This window comes from Dickeya chrysanthemi NCPPB 402, from assembly GCF_000406105.1.
In the GTDB taxonomy this organism is placed as follows: domain Bacteria; phylum Pseudomonadota; class Gammaproteobacteria; order Enterobacterales; family Enterobacteriaceae; genus Dickeya; species Dickeya chrysanthemi.
Genome location: NZ_CM001974.1, coordinates 776810 through 793873, shown reverse-complemented (window position 1 = coordinate 793873; position 17064 = coordinate 776810). Strand labels below are relative to the sequence as shown.

18 protein-coding genes are annotated in these 17064 nt (G+C 58.3%); 7 read left to right on the top strand and 11 right to left on the bottom strand.

Annotated elements, in window-relative coordinates:
• Genes DCH402_RS03565 through DCH402_RS03550 form a run of 4 tightly spaced genes read right to left on the bottom strand, consistent with a single transcriptional unit; the run spans position 1 to position 3557 of the window.
• Positions 1 to 786, bottom strand: coding sequence for an ABC transporter permease (locus tag DCH402_RS03565; RefSeq protein WP_012768489.1), 786 nt, complete (start codon positions 784 to 786; stop codon positions 1 to 3).
• A 35-nt stretch (positions 787 to 821) separates the two neighbouring features.
• The gene (locus DCH402_RS03560; RefSeq protein WP_039999739.1) at positions 822 to 1664 is read right to left on the bottom strand and encodes an ABC transporter permease; all 843 of its coding nucleotides are present in this window, start codon (positions 1662 to 1664) and stop codon (positions 822 to 824) included.
• Positions 1661 to 2485: an alkaline phosphatase family protein gene (locus DCH402_RS03555; RefSeq protein WP_039999738.1), complete on the bottom strand. Its 825-nt coding sequence runs from the start codon at positions 2483 to 2485 to the stop codon at positions 1661 to 1663. Before DCH402_RS03555 ends, DCH402_RS03560 begins: the two co-directional genes overlap by 4 nt.
• Positions 2486 to 2504: 19 nt before the next feature.
• Positions 2505 to 3557 (bottom strand): ABC transporter substrate-binding protein, encoded by a 1053-nt coding sequence (locus tag DCH402_RS03550; RefSeq protein ID WP_039999736.1) that lies wholly within the window; start codon positions 3555 to 3557, stop codon positions 2505 to 2507.
• Between the two features lie 205 nt (positions 3558 to 3762).
• Here DCH402_RS03550 and DCH402_RS03545 point away from each other — a divergent pair, with 205 nt between their 5' ends.
• Positions 3763 to 4470 (top strand): UTRA domain-containing protein, encoded by a 708-nt coding sequence (locus DCH402_RS03545; protein WP_039999734.1) that lies wholly within the window; start codon positions 3763 to 3765, stop codon positions 4468 to 4470.
• A 94-nt stretch (positions 4471 to 4564) separates the two neighbouring features.
• Here DCH402_RS03545 and DCH402_RS03540 read toward each other — a convergent pair whose 3' ends face one another.
• Entirely contained in the window at positions 4565 to 5050 is a 486-nt protein-coding gene (locus tag DCH402_RS03540) for an NAD(P)H-dependent oxidoreductase (RefSeq protein WP_233276317.1), read from the bottom strand.
• Here DCH402_RS03540 and DCH402_RS23235 point away from each other — a divergent pair.
• Positions 5043 to 5165 (top strand): hypothetical protein, encoded by a 123-nt coding sequence (locus tag DCH402_RS23235; RefSeq protein ID WP_264085373.1) that lies wholly within the window; start codon positions 5043 to 5045, stop codon positions 5163 to 5165. The two genes, DCH402_RS03540 and DCH402_RS23235, sit on opposite strands and share 8 nt — an antisense overlap.
• A 53-nt stretch (positions 5166 to 5218) precedes the next feature.
• Here the strand turns inward: DCH402_RS23235 and DCH402_RS03535 are convergent, their stop codons facing one another.
• The 3 genes from DCH402_RS03535 to DCH402_RS03525 all read right to left on the bottom strand — a co-directional run bounded on the left by DCH402_RS03535 (position 5219) and on the right by DCH402_RS03525 (position 8220).
• The gene (locus tag DCH402_RS03535) at positions 5219 to 6421 is read right to left on the bottom strand and encodes an MFS transporter (RefSeq protein WP_039999732.1); all 1203 of its coding nucleotides are present in this window, start codon (positions 6419 to 6421) and stop codon (positions 5219 to 5221) included.
• Positions 6422 to 6457: 36 nt separating this feature from the next.
• The gene (locus DCH402_RS03530) at positions 6458 to 6967 is read right to left on the bottom strand and encodes a cyclophilin-like fold protein (RefSeq protein WP_200864876.1); all 510 of its coding nucleotides are present in this window, start codon (positions 6965 to 6967) and stop codon (positions 6458 to 6460) included.
• 116 nt (positions 6968 to 7083) lie between these two features.
• Entirely contained in the window at positions 7084 to 8220 is a 1137-nt protein-coding gene (locus DCH402_RS03525; protein WP_039999730.1) for an alpha/beta hydrolase, read from the bottom strand.
• A 207-nt stretch (positions 8221 to 8427) separates the two neighbouring features.
• Here DCH402_RS03525 and DCH402_RS03520 point away from each other — a divergent pair, with 207 nt between their 5' ends.
• Together DCH402_RS03520 and dusA are read left to right on the top strand one after the other, a co-directional pair.
• Positions 8428 to 9312 carry a LysR family transcriptional regulator gene (locus tag DCH402_RS03520; protein WP_039999728.1) on the top strand — a complete coding sequence of 295 codons (885 nt, stop codon included), beginning with the start codon at positions 8428 to 8430 and terminating at the stop codon, positions 9310 to 9312.
• A 454-nt stretch (positions 9313 to 9766) separates the two neighbouring features.
• Entirely contained in the window at positions 9767 to 10798 is a 1032-nt protein-coding gene (gene dusA, locus DCH402_RS03515; RefSeq protein WP_039999726.1) for a tRNA dihydrouridine(20/20a) synthase DusA, read from the top strand.
• Positions 10799 to 11133: 335 nt separating this feature from the next.
• Here the strand turns inward: dusA and DCH402_RS03510 are convergent, their stop codons facing one another.
• On the bottom strand, positions 11134 to 12513 hold the full coding sequence (locus DCH402_RS03510; RefSeq protein ID WP_039999724.1) for a cytochrome P450: 1380 nt from the start codon (positions 12511 to 12513) through the stop codon (positions 11134 to 11136).
• Positions 12514 to 12550: 37 nt separating this feature from the next.
• On the opposite strand from DCH402_RS03510, the gene DCH402_RS03505 reads away from it, so the two are divergent.
• Entirely contained in the window at positions 12551 to 12766 is a 216-nt protein-coding gene (locus DCH402_RS03505) for a hypothetical protein (protein ID WP_039999722.1), read from the top strand.
• A gap of 105 nt (positions 12767 to 12871) precedes the next feature.
• Here the strand turns inward: DCH402_RS03505 and DCH402_RS03500 are convergent, their stop codons facing one another.
• Positions 12872 to 13867 carry a quinone oxidoreductase gene (locus tag DCH402_RS03500; RefSeq protein ID WP_039999720.1) on the bottom strand — a complete coding sequence of 332 codons (996 nt, stop codon included), beginning with the start codon at positions 13865 to 13867 and terminating at the stop codon, positions 12872 to 12874.
• 121 nt (positions 13868 to 13988) lie between these two features.
• Between DCH402_RS03500 and dnaB the strand changes: the two genes are divergently transcribed.
• Complete coding sequence (gene dnaB, locus DCH402_RS03495) at positions 13989 to 15392, top strand: replicative DNA helicase (protein ID WP_039999718.1); 1404 nt, start codon at positions 13989 to 13991, stop codon at positions 15390 to 15392.
• Between the two features lie 73 nt (positions 15393 to 15465).
• A complete protein-coding gene (alr, locus tag DCH402_RS03490; protein WP_039999717.1) occupies positions 15466 to 16542 on the top strand; it encodes an alanine racemase in 1077 nt (358 codons plus the stop codon).
• Positions 16543 to 16688: 146 nt separating this feature from the next.
• On the opposite strand, the gene bhsA is transcribed toward alr, so the two are convergent.
• A complete protein-coding gene (gene bhsA, locus DCH402_RS03485) occupies positions 16689 to 16937 on the bottom strand; it encodes a multiple stress resistance protein BhsA (RefSeq protein ID WP_027710965.1) in 249 nt (82 codons plus the stop codon).
• Positions 16938 to 17064: the final 127 nt, after the last annotated feature.

Sequence of the window (17064 nt, the reverse complement as noted above, 5' to 3'; positions counted from 1 at the left end):
TCAGCGTTGTCCTCGGTTCAGGTAGTTAGACAGCCAGGTCACCAGCAGCACCACCAGGAAATAGGAAATCACCAGCGCACTGGTAAAGTGCCCGCTGTCGTTGCGTTTGTTGTAGAGATAGACCTGCAACGTTTCATAGTTGGTGCCGGCCAGCAGATTGGCGAACACGAATTCGCCGATCAGAAACGAGAACGACAGCAACACGGCGATCATCACGCCCTTGCGCAGGTTGGGCAGCACTACCCACAGCGCGGCCTGCCAGGTGCTGGCACCCAGCAGGTGAGCGGCATCCAGCAGTTCCTGCAAATTAATCGCCTGCATATTGTTGGCGATGGCGCGGTAAATAAACGGCAGCGCGATGGTGAAATAGCAGCCGATCAGGATCCACGGCGTTCCGGTGATCGCCAGCGGCCCGGACGAATACATCTGCAGCAGCCCGACGGAAGAGACCACCGGCGGCACGGAAAACGGCAGCAGGATCAGCACGTTCATCAGCGCGTCCAGCCGCGGGAACGCCCAGGCGATCACGAACATGGCGGGCAACACCAACAGCAGCGAAAACAGCAACGCGCCAAAGCAGATCAACATCGAGTGGCCGAGGGACGCCAGAAAGCGTGCATCGCTCCACAATTCCACAAACCACCGTAGCGTCAGGCCGCGCGGCAGAATGGTCGCCCCCCACTCGGTGGCCAGCGCGTAGCCCAGCGTAGCCAGCAGCGGCAACATCAGGATCAACAGCACCAGCCAGACCACCATCTGGTGGTAGCGCTGTTCAAAACGGGACATGGCGTCCTCCGGTCAGGCCGTTAGCGGGCGGCAGATTATCGTGAAGCATAGGTATAACTCCGGCGCAGCAACCACTGGTGCGCCACAGTAATCAGCGCCATCAGCAGTACCAGCAGCATAGAGAGCGCGCTGCCCAGGTTGGGGTCGAGCGTGATGTCGCCGGAAACCAGCGACGCAATGCGAATCGGCACCACGTTGAAGTTGCCGGTGGTGAGCGCATAGAGCGTGGCGTACGCCCCCAGCGCGTTGGCCAGCAGGATCACGAAGGTGCCCAACAGCGCCGGCGTCAGCACCGGAATGCCGATGTGCAGCCAGTAGCGCCAGCGGCTCGCGCCCAGCAACGCCGCCGACTCTTGCCACTCGTCGCGCAGGCCGTCGAAAGCCGGATAGAGCAACAGGATACCCAGCGGGACCTGAAAATAGGTGTAAATCAAAATCAGGCCATCCCGCGAATAGAGGTTGAAACCGTCAATCAGCCCGTAATGCTTCAGCAGCAGAGTAAGAAAACCGTTCAGCCCCAGCATGATCACAAAGGCGAACGCCAGCGGCACCCCGGCGAAATTGCTGGTCATGTTGGAAAACGCCATCACGAAGCGCTGTAAGCCGCCCTCGCCCAATTGGCGCAGCGAATAACCGCCGATGAGCGCGATGACCAGGCCGTACAGGCTGGACCAGAAAGCAATATCCAGCGAGAAACGGATCGCCTGCTGGTAAAACGGCGACGTCAGGATATCGACATAGTTCGCCAGCCCCCAGGCGCTTTCGGTTTCGCTGTAAAAACTGTTGACCGCAATCCAGATCAGCGGCGCTATCTGGAACGCGAAAAACACCACAAAGAATGGCAGCAGAATCAGCGCCGCCAGCCAGCTTTTTCTCACGCGTCGGCCTCCATCCCGGCGTCGGCGAGCAACGCCCGGCACCAGGGTTTATCGTGTTTCACCCCCAGCAGTCGGCACACCGTGCCGCACAGTTCGGTCTGTTGCGGGTTGGCGTCCGGTTGCAGTGAAAAGCCACGCCCGAACACATACAACGGCACCTGCCGTTCCTCCGGCAGAATGCCGCCGTGGGTACGATCATCGTTCATGCCGTGATCGGACGTCACCAGCACCTGGTAGCCCTCTTCCAGCCAGCGCGGCATCCAGTGGGAGAGGTAACCGTCCGCCATGCGCGCCCGGTTGCGGTATTGCGGCGTGGACAGGCCGTGGCGGTGGCCGGCGTCATCGATATTCATCGGGTGAATCAGCAGAAAGTCCGGCTGATGGCGCAGCCGCAAGCTTTCCGCGTCTTCGAACAGATGGGAGTCGGGATAGCTGTCGTCATGGTAAAAGTGGCCGTACTGGATGGGCAGCGCCGGCTCGACCGTGTGGCGATCCCGCGCGGCGTCAAACGGCGTGCGGTTATACAACTCGCTGACCCAATGATAAGCCGCCGCCGCGGTAGTCAGCCCGGCGTCGCGGGCATAGTGGAAAATACTGCGCTCGCGGCTCAGCCGGGACACGCCGTTATGGACGATGCCGCTTTGCACCGGCGCGATGCCGGTGAGAATGCATTCGTACAGCGGGCGCGACAGCGACGGCAGCTCGCACTCCAGTTGATAAAGCTGCCCGCGTTCCGCGGCGCATTCCGCCTGCAGATACCCCATCGCCTCGCGCCCCACCTGGAACGAGAGGCCGTCCAATATGACCAGAATCGTTTTCATCCCGAACTCCAGACCGCAATTACTGCTTCATATTGATAATGACGTTTTCCTGCCACAGGCGCGGCAGCATCTTGACGGTCTTGTCCCAGGCTTCGCCGTCGGCGATCGGACGGGCGCTCTGGTACTGAGCTTCCGGCAGCAGTTTGGCTTTTACGTCATCCGGCAGCGTAATGTACTGAGCGCGGATCGGGCGGGCGTAGCCGCGTGCCAGGTTGATCTGGCCGGCGTCGGAGAAGATGTATTCGCGCGCCAGTTTAGCGGCGTTCGGGTGCCTGGCGTATTTGTTGATGATGGTGGTATAGCCGGAGATCACCGAGCCATCGGACGGGATCAGCACGTCGAAACGATCTTTGTTGATCTTGTCGCGGTAATTAAGGCCGTTGAAGTCCCATACCACGCCGACCTGCACTTCCCCTTTCTCGATATTGGCGATGGCCGGGTTGGTCAACCCCAGACGCCCTTCCTTCGCCAACTGGCTGAAAAACGCCAGCGCCGGTTTCAGATTCTTTTCATCGCCGCCCAGCGCGTAGTTGGCGGCCAGCACGCCGGTGGAAGCCTGAGACGCCGCGCCGACGTCGCCGATGGTAACCACATACTTGCCTTTCAGCAGATCGGCCCAACTGTGCGGAATCTCTTTCACCTGCTGTTTATCAACGATAAAGGCGATGGAACCGGTATAAGCCAGCGCCCAGTGACCATCTTTGTCCTTCGCCCAGTTCGGCACCTGCTCCCAGGTGGTCGGCTTGTAAGGCTGGGTGACGCCTTTCTGCACCGCCACCGGGCCGAAAGCGATCCCCACATCGCCGATATCCGCGCTGGCGTTCTCTTTTTCGGCGGCAAATTTGGCGATTTCCTGTGCCGAAGACATGTCGGTATCGCTGTGCTTCAGGCCGTATTTGGCGGTGAGGTCGCTCCAGGTGTCTTTCCAGTTGGCCCAGCTGTCCGGCATCCCGACGCTGTTCACTTCACCCTCGGCGCGAGCCGCCTTCTCCAGCGCCGCCAGATCCTGCGCCAGGGTCACGGAGGAAAACAGCGCGCTGCTGATTAATACGGAAGACAACAATTTTTTCATCATCATGCTCCAGATTGAGAAAATGTTCGCTATTCTGGTCTAGTCCAGCAATAACCAAGCCAATTCATCACACGGCGATGAAGTTTTTATGTCGCCGTTATGACAACGGCGTTGCAGCCGAATGTCGCCCAACGCGGACAACAGGTTCTCCCGACCAGCAATCCCTGCTATGGTGCAGGTTGCACTAGGTTAAGGCTTTCAGGCGATGACAAAACACCCCACCACCGCCGTCACCCAGATTGGCGATGCATTAACAGCGCGGATTCGTCAGGGCGAGTTCGCCGGCAGCCGTCTGCCGTCCGAGCGGACGCTGAGCGAGCAGTTTTCCACCACGCGCATTACCCTGCGCGAAGCGCTGACGTTGATGGAATCCCAGGGCATCATCTACCGCGAGTTGCGGCGCGGCTGGTTCATCTCGCCGCCGCGGCTTAGCTATAATCCGCTGCACAGAAGTCACTTTCATGAAATGGCGGAAAAGCAGGGTCGCCGGGCGCAAACCGATGTGCTGGACGCCGGCGTGATACCCGCCGGCACCGCCGTCGCCCGGCACCTGGAGGTGGCGGAAGGGACGGAAATCTATTGTATTCGCCGTTTGCGCCGCCTCGACGGGCGCGCGGTGCTGTATGTGGAACACTACCTCAATCCGGCCTATTTTCCGGACCTGCTGAGCGGCGACCTCACCCAGTCGCTCACCAACTACTATCTGTCGCAATACGGTATTCGCTATGGTCGGGTGCGTTTCATCATGCTGCCTACCCCGCTGCCGAGCGTCGCCGCGCCGGTGCTAAAGCTGGCGCCCGGCAGCCCGGCGCTGTTTATCACCCGCATTAACCGCGACCAGCACGACCGCATCATCGACTGCGACTACGAATACTGGCGTTACGATGCGCTGTATATCGACGTAGAGGCGTAAACCGTAACGGCCGCCAGGCGGCTGGAAAGAGCAGACAGGCGCAAGCGCGCCCGTCCGATAGCATGAAAAAGCGTAAATGGAGGTGTTGAATCGGTTAGTGCGAGGTCAGCGGCGAATGGAGACAATCGATAAAAGCGCGCTGGAATTCGCCAAGCTCGTTCTGGCTTTTCCCCATCGCCTCAAAGAACGCCAGCGGCGGGTTGTAGCTCATGCCGATGTAATAGGCGCTGGCTTTCATCGGCGTTAATACCTCGTCCATGGTGCTTTTGATAATGCCGTCAGCCGAATAGGTGAATGCCGTCGCGCCGGCGGTCACCACCAGTTGCATCTCCTTGCCCTTCAGTTTCCAGCCGGAGCCAAACGCCCAGCCGTAACTCCATACCTGGTTGAGGTAGGCTTTGAGCATCGGGGTCAGGTTGAACCAGTGAATGGGGAACAGGAAGACGATACGGTCGGCCTGCCCGGCGGCCTGCTGCTCGGCAGCCACATCAAAGCGACTGATGTCGCTGCCATAAAGACTTTCCAGATTACGCACCACCACATCCTGATGCTTACCCGGCACGGGTGAGACAGTGAACACATTGATGACGCCGCGGGTGCGCGCCACCCTCGACTATCTGCCGGCGGCATTCGCCGGCGATAACGCGCTCCATGTGCCGCTGCACACGCTGAATGATTATGTCTACACCGCCTAACCCGGCGGTATGCAAACCTGACGGCAACGCCATCGTGGAAAATACGGCGCCAGTCAACCGCTCACCGAAGCGGGCTTGAGCCGCCCGCCGTTTCCGACCACCAGCGACGCCGCGACCAGCAGCAAAGCGCTGCCCATAAACGTCGCGCTGATAGAAAGCGAATCCAGCAGCCAGCCGCCCAGCGCCGCGCCCAGCGTAATCGCCAGTTGAATCGCGGCAATAATTAATCCGCCGCCGCTGTCGGGGGAATCCTCAATGCCCTGGGTGATCCAGGCCGACCAGGCGACCGGGATCGCCGAATTCAACGTCCCCCAGAGCACCAATACCAGCGCCACGCTCCAGAAAAGGTGCCCGACGGCCAGCAGACCGAGTGTCATCACCGCCAGCACCAGCGGCAACCAGCGCAACATCCGATAGAGATGCCGGCTCAACATCAGGCTGACTGCCGTGGTGCCGACAAAACCGGCCAGACCCAGTGCGAGCAGCAGCGAGGATAACTGCGGCAGGCTCACGTGGGTGTAGGTTTCCAAAAAAGGCCGAAAATAGGTAAAGGCGCTAAAGGCACCGGCGAAGGTCAGCATCACGCCCATCATGGCGAAGAGCACATGGGGCCGCCGCATCAACCGAAAGGGATTCTCCGGCCGTGACGTCGAACGCATAGACGGCACGCTGCCAGCTATCCACAACAGGTTGACGGCCACCAGCGGCACCAACAGCCAGAATACCCCGCGCCAGCCGATGATGCCGCCCAGATAGCTGCCGATCGGCGCGGCAAACGCCGTCGCCACCGCGTTCCCGGTATACATGATACCCAGCGCCTTCGGGACGGCTTCAGCCGGAACCAGACGCATAATCGTGGCGGCGGCCAGCGCCCAAAACCCGCCGATGACCATGCCGAGCAATGCCCGCGCCACCATCAGCACCGCAAAATTGGGGCTCAGCGCGATCACCACCAGCGACAGTAACATCAACGTCGCTAACCCCATCAGCACGTGGCGTCTGTCCAGTGTGCGGCAAAGCGAGGCAATCATCAGGCTCGTCGGCACGGCGAACAGGCCCGAAATCGAGATAGCGAGGCCCGCCATGCCGTCGCTGGCCCCCAGATCGTCGGCGATCGGCGTCAACAGGCTAACGGGCATAAACTCGGCGGCGATCAGCAACGCCACGCACAGCGACATGGCGCCAACGGCGGACCACCGCCCGGTGCCCGCCGCAACAGAGCCGGAGGCATCCGGCGATAAACGAGAAGGAGTCATAACATTACCTGAAACTAAAAAACCCTGGATGTGGCGTCACTTGACGGCTTCAACGGTGACGGTCGCGGAAGGGTGAGCGGTCAGATGCGCTATGCCCGACTCGATTCGCCCTAATTTGATCAGCCCGGTTGAATAGCCGAAATCTCGATAGAAAATGGCCAGGTTTCCCCATGGCGCGTAATAAGTCAGATAGCCGACGTCGGGGTCGATGCCTTTGGGCGCCCCTTGCGTGGTTAATTTTCGCGGCAGATAGGCAATCTTCTCGGTGCCGGCATAGTCCTCCAGCGTCAGCGTCAGCGGCAGCATGGAGAAAAAATCTCTGGCGCTCGGGCTCTCTTCCAGCGTGGCGATAAGCGTCTGGCCGGCCAGGGTCATCTTGATTTTCATGGTGTCTTTCACCGTCGGGTTATCGATACGGTAGCGCACGTCGGCGGCTACCGCGCCGGTGCTCGCCTCAGACGAACGGATAAACACGCCCGCCACGGTAATCAGCGCGACAATGGCCAACAGAAACACCGCCATCGTGTTGCGTGCAGAGAAAATCATCACTCTCACTCCTGCAAGGGAATCACTCCTGCAAGGGAATCACCCACGGCAGACAAAACCGGGTATCGGACGCGATAACCAAGCGGCGGGAATTCCCCCGCCGCCCCGAACCGGCCTTACTTCAGATTGCTTTTAAAGAACTGCTCAAACCTGGCGAACGGGATCTTGCCGGCCTGATTGTCGTACAAGTCCACATGATTGGCGCCGGGCACCACCACCAACTCCTTCTGCTTGCTGCCAACGGCCTTGAAAGCATCCTCGGCAAAATAACGCGAGTGGGCGTTTTCACCGGTGACTATCAAGGTCGGAATGGTGATTTCGCCGGCATAGCTCAGCAGCGGCATATTCATAAACGAGATAGGCGTCGTCGCTGTCCAGGCACCGGTTGAGTTCACGGAGCGCTCATGGAAGCCACGAGGCACGCGGTAGTAATCGAAAAACTCTTTGAGCACCGGATGTGGGTTCGCGGGTAATGTTTCCGGCAAGATGCGCTCACCAGCGGTGACTTTCCCGTCTTTATCGACATAGATATCGTGAGAAGCATGAGCAAAGGTGCCGCTTTCCGCATCTTTCCAGCGCTGCTCATTGAGGTATTGCAACACGGCGCGGCGGTCAGCGGTGGTGTAGCGATCTTTACCATCGCCGACACCGTGCCCCATCGCCCGGCTCATGTCGTACATCACGCTGGTGGCGACCGCTTTCACGCGCGTATCGGCAGCGGCCGCATTCAACGCCATACCACCCCAACCGCAGATACCGAGCAAACCGATACGGTTACGGTCGACTTCTTTTTGCAGGCCGAGAAAATCAACGGCGGCGCTGAAGTCTTCGGTGTTGATGTCGGGAGAGGCGACATTACGCGGGCTACCGCCGCTTTCACCGGTGTAGGAAGGGTCAAACGCCAGCGTGACAAAACCGCGCTCGGCGAGGGTTTGCGCGTACAGGCCGCTTGATTGTTCTTTTACGGCGCCGAACGGCCCGCTCAGGGCGATGGCCGCCAGTTTACGGTCGCCCCTGTCTTTCGGGAGATAGAGATCGCCGACCAGCGTAATGCCGTATCGGTTTTGAAACGTGACCTTGCGGTGATCAACCTTGCTGCTTTGCGCAAAGGTTTTATCCCACTGAGTCACCATAGAAACAGGTTCATTAGGGTTGCTGCTGTCTGCATAGCTCATAGAAGAAGCGCCGGTCAATACCGCGCCCAACAACAAGGCTGAGGCGATAGCCGTCAGTTTCTTTGGGAGGACATTCATGAAAAAGCTCCTTTAAAAACACATCATGGGTTCGTGGTCTGGGTGGGAGGGCGGGCGATTTTTCAGCCTGCGAACCGCATTGTAGTTAGCACACACGGTGATGATTAGAGGGGTTAATTTGATAACATTAATGTGTTTATGTTATGAATCCTCATGCCGGACAGAAAGCGACATCAATGTCCCCTACATGCAAAAAGGCACATAACGATGGCAAATCGAGAAAACTACAACGATCTCTATCTGTTTATGCTGGTGGCGCGGGAAGGCAGTTTCACCCGAGCCGCCACCCGGCTTGGGCTGGCGCAATCGGGAGTCAGTCGCGCCATACGTGAACTGGAAACGCGTCTGGGCGTGCAGTTGTTAAGCCGTACCACCCGCAAACTGTCGCTAACGCAGGCGGGAGAGCAGTTGTATCGCACTGCGCTGGCGGGTTTTGATTCGCTTGATCTGGGCCTGGCTACCCTCGCCCATTTCCGCGATACCCTTTCCGGCACGGTGCGTATTAATGCCAGCCAACATGCCATCGACAAGGTGCTGCTGCCGAAACTGGCGGCATTCAGGTTGCGCTATCCGGATATTCAGTTGGAGCTCATCAGCGAGAGCCGTTTTGTGAACATCATTGACGAACGGTTTGACGCGGGGATCCGCTTAGGCGCCGAGGTCGATGAAGGCATGATTGCGGTGCGAATAGCACCGGATATGGAGATGGTCGTGGTGGCGACGCCGGATCACTTTCGCCATTACGGCTTTCCGCAAACACCGGCGGATTTGGTGGTGCACCCCTGCATTGCGTATCAGCTTGCCGACGGCAGCCTTTACCACTGGGAACTCTGGCAGGATGGAAAACCGTTGAAGCACAAGCCGCAAGGGCAATGGGTCCTCTCCGACAGCTATATGGAAGTCGCCGCCGCCCGGTTGGGGCTGGGGCTGGCGTATGTCCCCGAGGAACTGGTGGCCGATGATCTGGCACGAGGGACACTGATCCGGGTACTACAGCGTTACAGTCACCGTCTGGCGGGATTACACCTCTACTACCCCCACCGTAATGTGTCGCCGGCACTGAGAATGGTCATCGATGCGTTGAAACTCTGAGCCTGCCTCGCATCCGATTGGTAAGGGGATGCGATGGCGCGGAGCGTGTTCTCCGGTTACCACGCGGTCTGCCAAAGAAATGGGATTCCCGCTATACCCATCATACTTCACGTTGCAGGTGTGTTGACTTTCCTCACTCACCCCGGTCACTTACTTGTGTAAGCTCCCGGGGATTCGCTGCGTCGCCGCGTTACAAGGCTCAATGAGCCTTGCCCTGACGGGCCAACGCTTTGCGTTGTTCAACACGTGAGCGTGTTGTCCTGCAACTCGAATTATTTTGGGTATATACTACCGCTTCGCCTGTATATTCCCTGATGGTACGGCCATAGCGTTTTGCGCCTTTGCCGACGTGACGTTTTTATCTAGTCACCCGCCATAACGACCGAGAGGCGTGCCGCCGCCCGGAGCAGCGAGGGGGACGATTTAATCAACACCTGTCTGGAAACACCCGTAAATGACTCAAAAACCCATCAGTGAAAACCCGGTGAAATCAGGCGCTGAGACCGTATCCGTCAAGCCTGCCCACCGTCAGAGATTCTCCATCGCCCCGATGTTGGATTGGACTGACCGCCACTGCCGCTACTTTCACCGGTTGCTGAGTCAGCACGCGTTGTTGTACACCGAGATGGTGACCACCGGTGCAATTTTGCACGGCAAGGGCGATTATCTGGCCTACAGCGACGAAGAGCATCCGCTGGCATTGCAACTCGGCGGCAGCGACCCGGCAGCACTGGCGCAGTGCGCGCTACTGGCGGAACAACGCGGTTATGACGAAATCAACCTCAACGTCGGTTGCCCGTCCGACCGGGTGCAAAACGGCCGTTTCGGCGCCTGCCTGATGGCGGAAGCGCAACTGGTGGCCGACTGCGTCGCCGCCATGCGCGAACGTGTCGGCATTCCGGTGACGGTGAAAACCCGTATCGGCATCGACGATCAGGACAGCTACGAATTTTTATGCGATTTCATCCGCACAGTGTCCGAACAGGGTAGCTGCGATACTTTTATCGTGCATGCCCGCAAAGCCTGGCTTTCCGGCCTGAGCCCGAAGGAAAACCGCGAGATCCCGCCGCTGGATTATCCGCGTGTCTACCAGCTTAAACGCGATTTTCCGTCGCTGACGGTGGCGATTAACGGCGGCATCAAAACGTTGGCCGACGCGCAGCAGCATCTGCAACACGTGGATGGCGTGATGGTAGGCCGCGAAGCCTACCAAAATCCCGGTATGCTGGCGCAGGTCGACAGCGAACTGTTTGGCGTCGACCGTGCGGTGCCGGATCAGGTGGCGGTAGTGCAGGCGATGTACCCGTATATCGAACGCGAACTCTCCGGCGGCGCTTCGTTAGGCCACATCACGCGTCATATGCTCGGTCTGTTTCAGGGCATACCCGGCGCACGTCAGTGGCGGCGTTATCTGAGTGAAAATGCCCACAAACCCGGTGCCGATGCCGCGGTGGTGGAACGCGCATTAGCGCAGGTCAAACGATGAATGTTCGGCGGACAGGTTCTAAACACCAAACTGTGCGCCAGTAAATATTTTTTCTTTACTGAGGCTGCTAACATGCCGCCCATCGTCCGGTTCGCTGTGTTGCAGGCAGCCGGACACACCCTTTCATCATCGTCAGGAAAACAATAGCCGCCCAGCGGCACTCTCCTGACGGCTCCCCACTGTACCCTACATACAGTTGATGAAATTAGGCTGATGGCAAAACCGCCGGCGGAATAATACCGGCTCTTAACGAGCCGGTATTATTTCAACTCGGTTTACCACAACACCTCCCCGGTAACGCCCATGCTTTCTTATTCTGCCGTTAACGTCGCCGTCTACGGGCGTTTATGCAGCCTTACGCGAAAACCGGCCGGGGTCATGGTGAAGGCAAAACTCTCGATAACGTCCGACGCCGGCTGTTGCGCCTCAACGCGAAACTGGCTGCATAGCGCATGAAACCCCAGCTTGATTTCCATTAACGCCAGCGACCGCCCTGGGCACATGCGCGGGCCGCCGCCAAACGGCTGAAGGTCGGAAAACGACGCCTGCCCGCGCTCAAGCCAGCGTTCAGGCATAAAATCGCGAGGTTGCTGAAATAACGTCTCATCAAATCCATTCGCATGTAGCATCAGAAACAGATACGTCCCTTTCCGGATAAAGAAATCAGCAATCACGGTGTCCTTCACCGGCTCAAGGTAAAGCAGTGGCGCCACCGGTTTCAGTCGCATGGCTTCATACATCACGGCGGTGAGCACCGGCATCCGGGGTAAAGGCCACGGCAACACGCCCCCAGAATCTTCAGTCGCCTGGCGGCATTCCTCAACAACCTGCGCCTCCATTGACGGTGACGAGCAAAGCAGAAAACTCATCCAGGCCAGCGTATTGGCGGTGGTATCTTCCCCCGCCAGCAGCAACGTGAACGCATTCGCCAGAATGTCTTCATCTGTCAGCGACCCGTCTTTTTTCTGCTCGTTAATCATAATTTGCAGCATATTTTCAGGGGCATCGGTAAGTTGCGGGTTCTGCTCAAGGCGTTCACGCTGATGATCAATAAAGGCGTAAAGGCGCTCACGAATCAGGCTCAGGCTGGCATCAAACTGCTTGTCCCGCTCTCTCCTGATATAGCGCCAGAGCGGAATGGGAGATCCACAGCGCTGATTAATGACGGGAAACATGCGGCGTAAACTTTGCGACAGCGGATTTTCTCCCTGCTCGAGAATGTTGATGTCCTCACCGAAGGCCAGCAACGACGTTACATCCACCGTATAGCGCTTAAACTCATCCACCAGCGAAAACACCTCCCCGGTTTGCGCCAGCCTGGCGAAACGTTCGGATAAGCGCGCGGTGATCTTCCTGAGACTCGGGTAGAAATATTTCAGATGCGCCGGCTGGAACATCGGCTCCGTCAGTTTCCGCTGATGCTCCCATCGGGCGCCCTCGGAAGAAAAAACACCGTTCAACCCGGCTTCCTGAAACACCGATTCAATACTGCTTCTGCGTCGAAACTCATCGGGGCGGGCCTTCATGATGGTACGAATCCACTCCGCATCCGCGATCACCATCGCCGGTTTCCATCCCAGCCTCAAACGGTAAAAAGGGCCGTAATGCTCTTTCCATCGCAACAACTGTAAGTGGACGTCATGCCGCTTTAAATACTCAACATGCCCGAGGAGGCCCCTGGTCGGGGGCGTCGGCAGTCGTTTGATCGATTTCATACGCGATATCCTTCCTTGTTCAGGTGATACATAACCAGTGAAAAAGCCGCTATCGGGATCCCAAAGAGATAAAGAAAACAACAAGGAACGACATAACGACGCCGCAGTAGACGGCGGCAAAAACCGGTGCCCGGTTTTTGCAGGCATGATGTTGGATGTTATCGACAAGAACAGCAGGCAAAGCCTGAATCTCGGCCAGATGGTAGCGATGGATGATGAAAAAACAAACAGTCTGCTACGGCTTTTTTGTTAACAAGTGAGACACCGCCGGGGAAACCGGGAGGTTAAGCGGGGGCGCCTTTCCCAGCCTGGTCATGCCGGGTAAGGCGCACGTTCCGATGTTTTAACGCTTATTGCATCATGACGCGGAGCCGGGAATCAGCAGGCATGACCCTTGCGTACTGCGGCTTTCCAGCGCCCGATGGGCAGACTGCGCATCTTCCAGCGCAAATTTCTGGCTCTCCGGTACATCCACATTGATAGCGCCGCCGGCAATCAGCCCAAACAGCTCGCGGCTGGCGTGCTCCAGCTCCTCGCGGCTCGTAATGTAGCTGAACAACGACGGCCGGGTTACGTACAGCGATCCTTTCTGGTTGAGGATGCCGAGATTCACCCCGGTTACCGGGCCGGACGCATTGCCGAAGCTGACCATTAACCCGCGCCGCTTCAGACAGTTCAGCGAAGCTTCCCAGGTATCCTTGCCGACAGAGTCATACACCACCGAGACTTTCTCTTCACGCGTCAATTCCATCACCCGCTGGGCGATATCTTCCTTGCGGTAGTTAATGGTAGCCCAGGCCCCCGCCTGTTTCGCCAGTTCTGCTTTCTGGTCGGAACCGACGGTACCGATCAGTTTCGCCCCCAGCGCCTTCGCCCATTGGCAGGCGATAAGCCCGACGCCGCCGGCCGCCGCGTGGAATAAAAACACCTCGCCCGGCTTGACTTCATAGGTCTGGCGCAGCAGGTAATACACCGTCAGCCCTTTCAGGAACGACGCGGCCGCCTGCTCAAAACTGATGTTATCCGGCAACAGCGCCGCCTTATCCGCCGGCACGTTATGCCGCTCGCTGTACGCCCCCAGCGCCGACTGGGCATACACGACGCGATCGCCCACTTTCAGGTGTTTGACACTCGCCCCGACTTTTATCACCACCCCGGCCGCTTCCGTGCCCAGACCTGAAGGCAGCGATGGCGGCGAGTACAACCCGGAACGAAAATAGGTATCGATGAAATTGATGCCGATGGCGCGGTTTTCTACCTGCACATCGTTAAGACCCGGCTCACGCGGCGTATAATCCACATACTCCAGCACACCAGGACCGCCGTGGTCGCTGAACTGAATACGTTTAGCCATGATTCTCTCCTCGCTCTATTTTGTCTGCCCGGTGATGTTATCGGACGATATGTCATTCCTGTATTAGGATATACAATGCTCCCACCCCTTAAGGTAAATCAACCGGTAAAGAACGCGTTTCATGGCAGAAAAAAAACCAACTAAACCAGCAGAATTCCGCGACCGTCAGGTAGAAGGGCTCAAACTCCCGCCCCATTCCATCGAAGCGGAGCAGTCGGTGCTAGGGGGATTGATGCTCGACAACGAGCGCTGGGACAACGTTGCCGAGCGCGTCAGTGCCAATGACTTTTTCAACCGCGCCCACCGGATGATCTTCAACGAGATGCAGCGTTTGCTGGAAATGAGCAAACCCATCGACCTGATCACCCTGTCGGAGTCGCTGGAGCAAAAAGGCGAGCTGGAATCCGCCGGCGGGTTCGCCTATCTGGCGGAATTAGCCAAAAACACCCCCAGCGCCGCCAATATCGGCGCTTATGCCGACATCGTGCGTGAACGTGCGGTGGTGCGTGAAATGATCGCCGTCGCCAACGAAATCGCCGACGCCGGCTACGACCCGCAGGGCCGCAGCAGCGAAGATCTGCTGGACCTGGCCGAATCGCGCGTGTTTCAGATAGCGGAAAACCGCGCCAGCAAAGATGAAGGCCCCAAAAGCATCGACCGCATTCTGGAAGACACCGTTTCACGCATCGAGCAGCTTTATCAGCGCCCGCACGACGGCGTTACCGGCGTTTCCAGCGGTTATCAGGATCTGGACAAGAAAACCGCCGGCTTGCAGAAATCCGACCTGATTATCGTGGCGGCGCGTCCTTCCATGGGGAAAACCACCTTCGCCATGAACCTGTGCGAAAACGCCGCCATGACGCAGGAAAAACCGGTGCTGATCTTCAGTCTGGAGATGCCCGGCGAGCAGATCATGATGCGTATGCTGGCGTCGCTGTCGCGCGTGGACCAGACCCGCATTCGTACCGGCCAGCTCGACGACGAGGATTGGGCGCGTATCTCCAGCACCATGGGATTGCTGCTGGAAAAACGCAACATGTACATCGACGATTCATCCGGCCTGACGCCGACCGAAGTGCGCTCGCGTGCGCGCCGGGTGTTCCGCGAACACGACGGCCTGAGCCTGATCATGATCGACTACCTACAGTTGATGCGGGTACCGTCGTTGTCGGATAACCGAACGCTGGAAATCGCCGAAATTTCCCGTTCACTCAAAGCGTTGGCAAAAGAATTGCAAGTACCGGTCATCGCGCTGTCGCAGCTTAACCGCAGTCTGGAACAGCGCGCGGATAAACGTCCGGTCAACTCGGACTTGCGTGAATCCGGCTCCATCGAGCAGGACGCCGACCTGATCATGTTTATCTACCGTGATGAGGTTTATCACGAAAACAGCGATCTGAAAGGCATCGCGGAAATCATTCTAGGGAAGCAGCGTAACGGGCCGATCGGCACCGTTCGCCTGACCTTTAACGGGCAGTGGTCGCGTTTCGACAATTACGCCGGGCCACAATATGATGATGAATAAACTACGATGATGCATAAACCACGCGGACAAATCCATCACCGTCGATAATACATACACGCACTAAGGACTCAGAATGAAAACGGCAACCGCCGTCATTGATCGTCAGGCTTTACGCCATAACCTGCAACGTATCCGGCAGATGGCGCCGCAAAGCCGGCTGATCGCCATCGTCAAAGCCAACGCTTACGGGCACGGCGCGGTAGAAGCCGCCCGCGCTTTTTCCGATGCCGACGGTTATGGCGTCTCCCGCCTCAGCGAAGCGCTGGCGCTGCGCGCCGCCGGCATCACCAAACCCATCCTGCTGCTGGAAGGCTTCTTCGCAGCCGATGAGTTGCCGTTGCTGGCCGAACATCAGTTGGAAACCGCCGTACACTGTGAAGAACAGCTCGCCGCGCTGGAACAGGCGCACCTGCCGCATCCGCTGACGGTATGGATGAAGCTCGATACCGGTATGCACCGTCTCGGCGTGCTGCCGCAACAGGCCGAAGCGTTTTATGCCCGGCTCAGCCGCTGCACCAACGTGGTGCAGCCGGTGAATATCATGAGCCACTTTTGCCGTGCGGATGAACCACAAACAGACACCACCCAACGCCAGCTCGACTGTTTCGACGCCTTTGCACGGGGCAAGCCGGGCCGCCAGTCGATCGCCGCCTCCGGCGGGATTTTGCTGTGGCCGCAGGCCCACCGCGACCAAATCCGCCCCGGCATTATCCAGTACGGCGTCTCGCCGCTGGCCGAAGGCGACGCCAGCCAATGGCAGCTTAAACCGGCGATGACGTTAACCTCACGTCTGATCGCAGTCCGCGAGCACCCTGCCGGCGAGCCGGTGGGATACGGCAGCACCTGGAGCAGCCCGCGCGACACCCGCCTCGGTGTGATCGCCATCGGCTACGGCGACGGCTACCCGCGCGATGCGAAAAGCGGCACCCCGGTGTGCATCAACGGTCGCGAGGTTCCGCTGTCCGGACGGGTGTCGATGGACATGATCACCGTCGATCTGGGACCAGACGCCCAGGACAAGGTTGGCGATGAGGTCATCTTGTGGGGCGGGCCGCTGCCGGTGGAGAAAATCGCCGCCCACAACGGCATCAGCGCCTATGAATTGATTACCCGCCTGACCGCCCGTACTCAACTGGAGTACATCGGCTAACCCCGGCGTTATCGGTTATTGCCGCGACGTAAAAAGCCCGAGCCCCGGATCATCCGGGGCTCGGGCTTTCTCCATCACCGCTGACGCGATCAGCGCAGCGGTTAAACAATCAGTGACTCAACACCCCATCACTGAGCGTTCAAGGATTAGTTATACAGCTCGGCAACGGCACGCATCTGATCGTCGCCGGTGGCGGAGATGATGTGGAAAGATTTAGCGCCGGCGGCATCGGCTTTGGCCGCCAGTTGATGCTGCAAATCGTCCAGGCTATAGCCGGTCACGGATACGGTTCCCTGAACACGGCTCTGTGCTGATTGCACTTCGGTAGCGGCCAACGCACCGAAAGAAACGGTAGCCAGAGCAATAGCGGCAACAACGGTTTTGATTGATTTCATGGTAAGCCTCTTCACATTATTCGAGTTGGGAAGGCGTGCTTGCCTTCGATGTGAAGCAGAATAGCGCCATTATCAGGCTGTTAAAATCGAGTTAATTTGCCGACGGCGCTCAAAAAAACTGAACAAA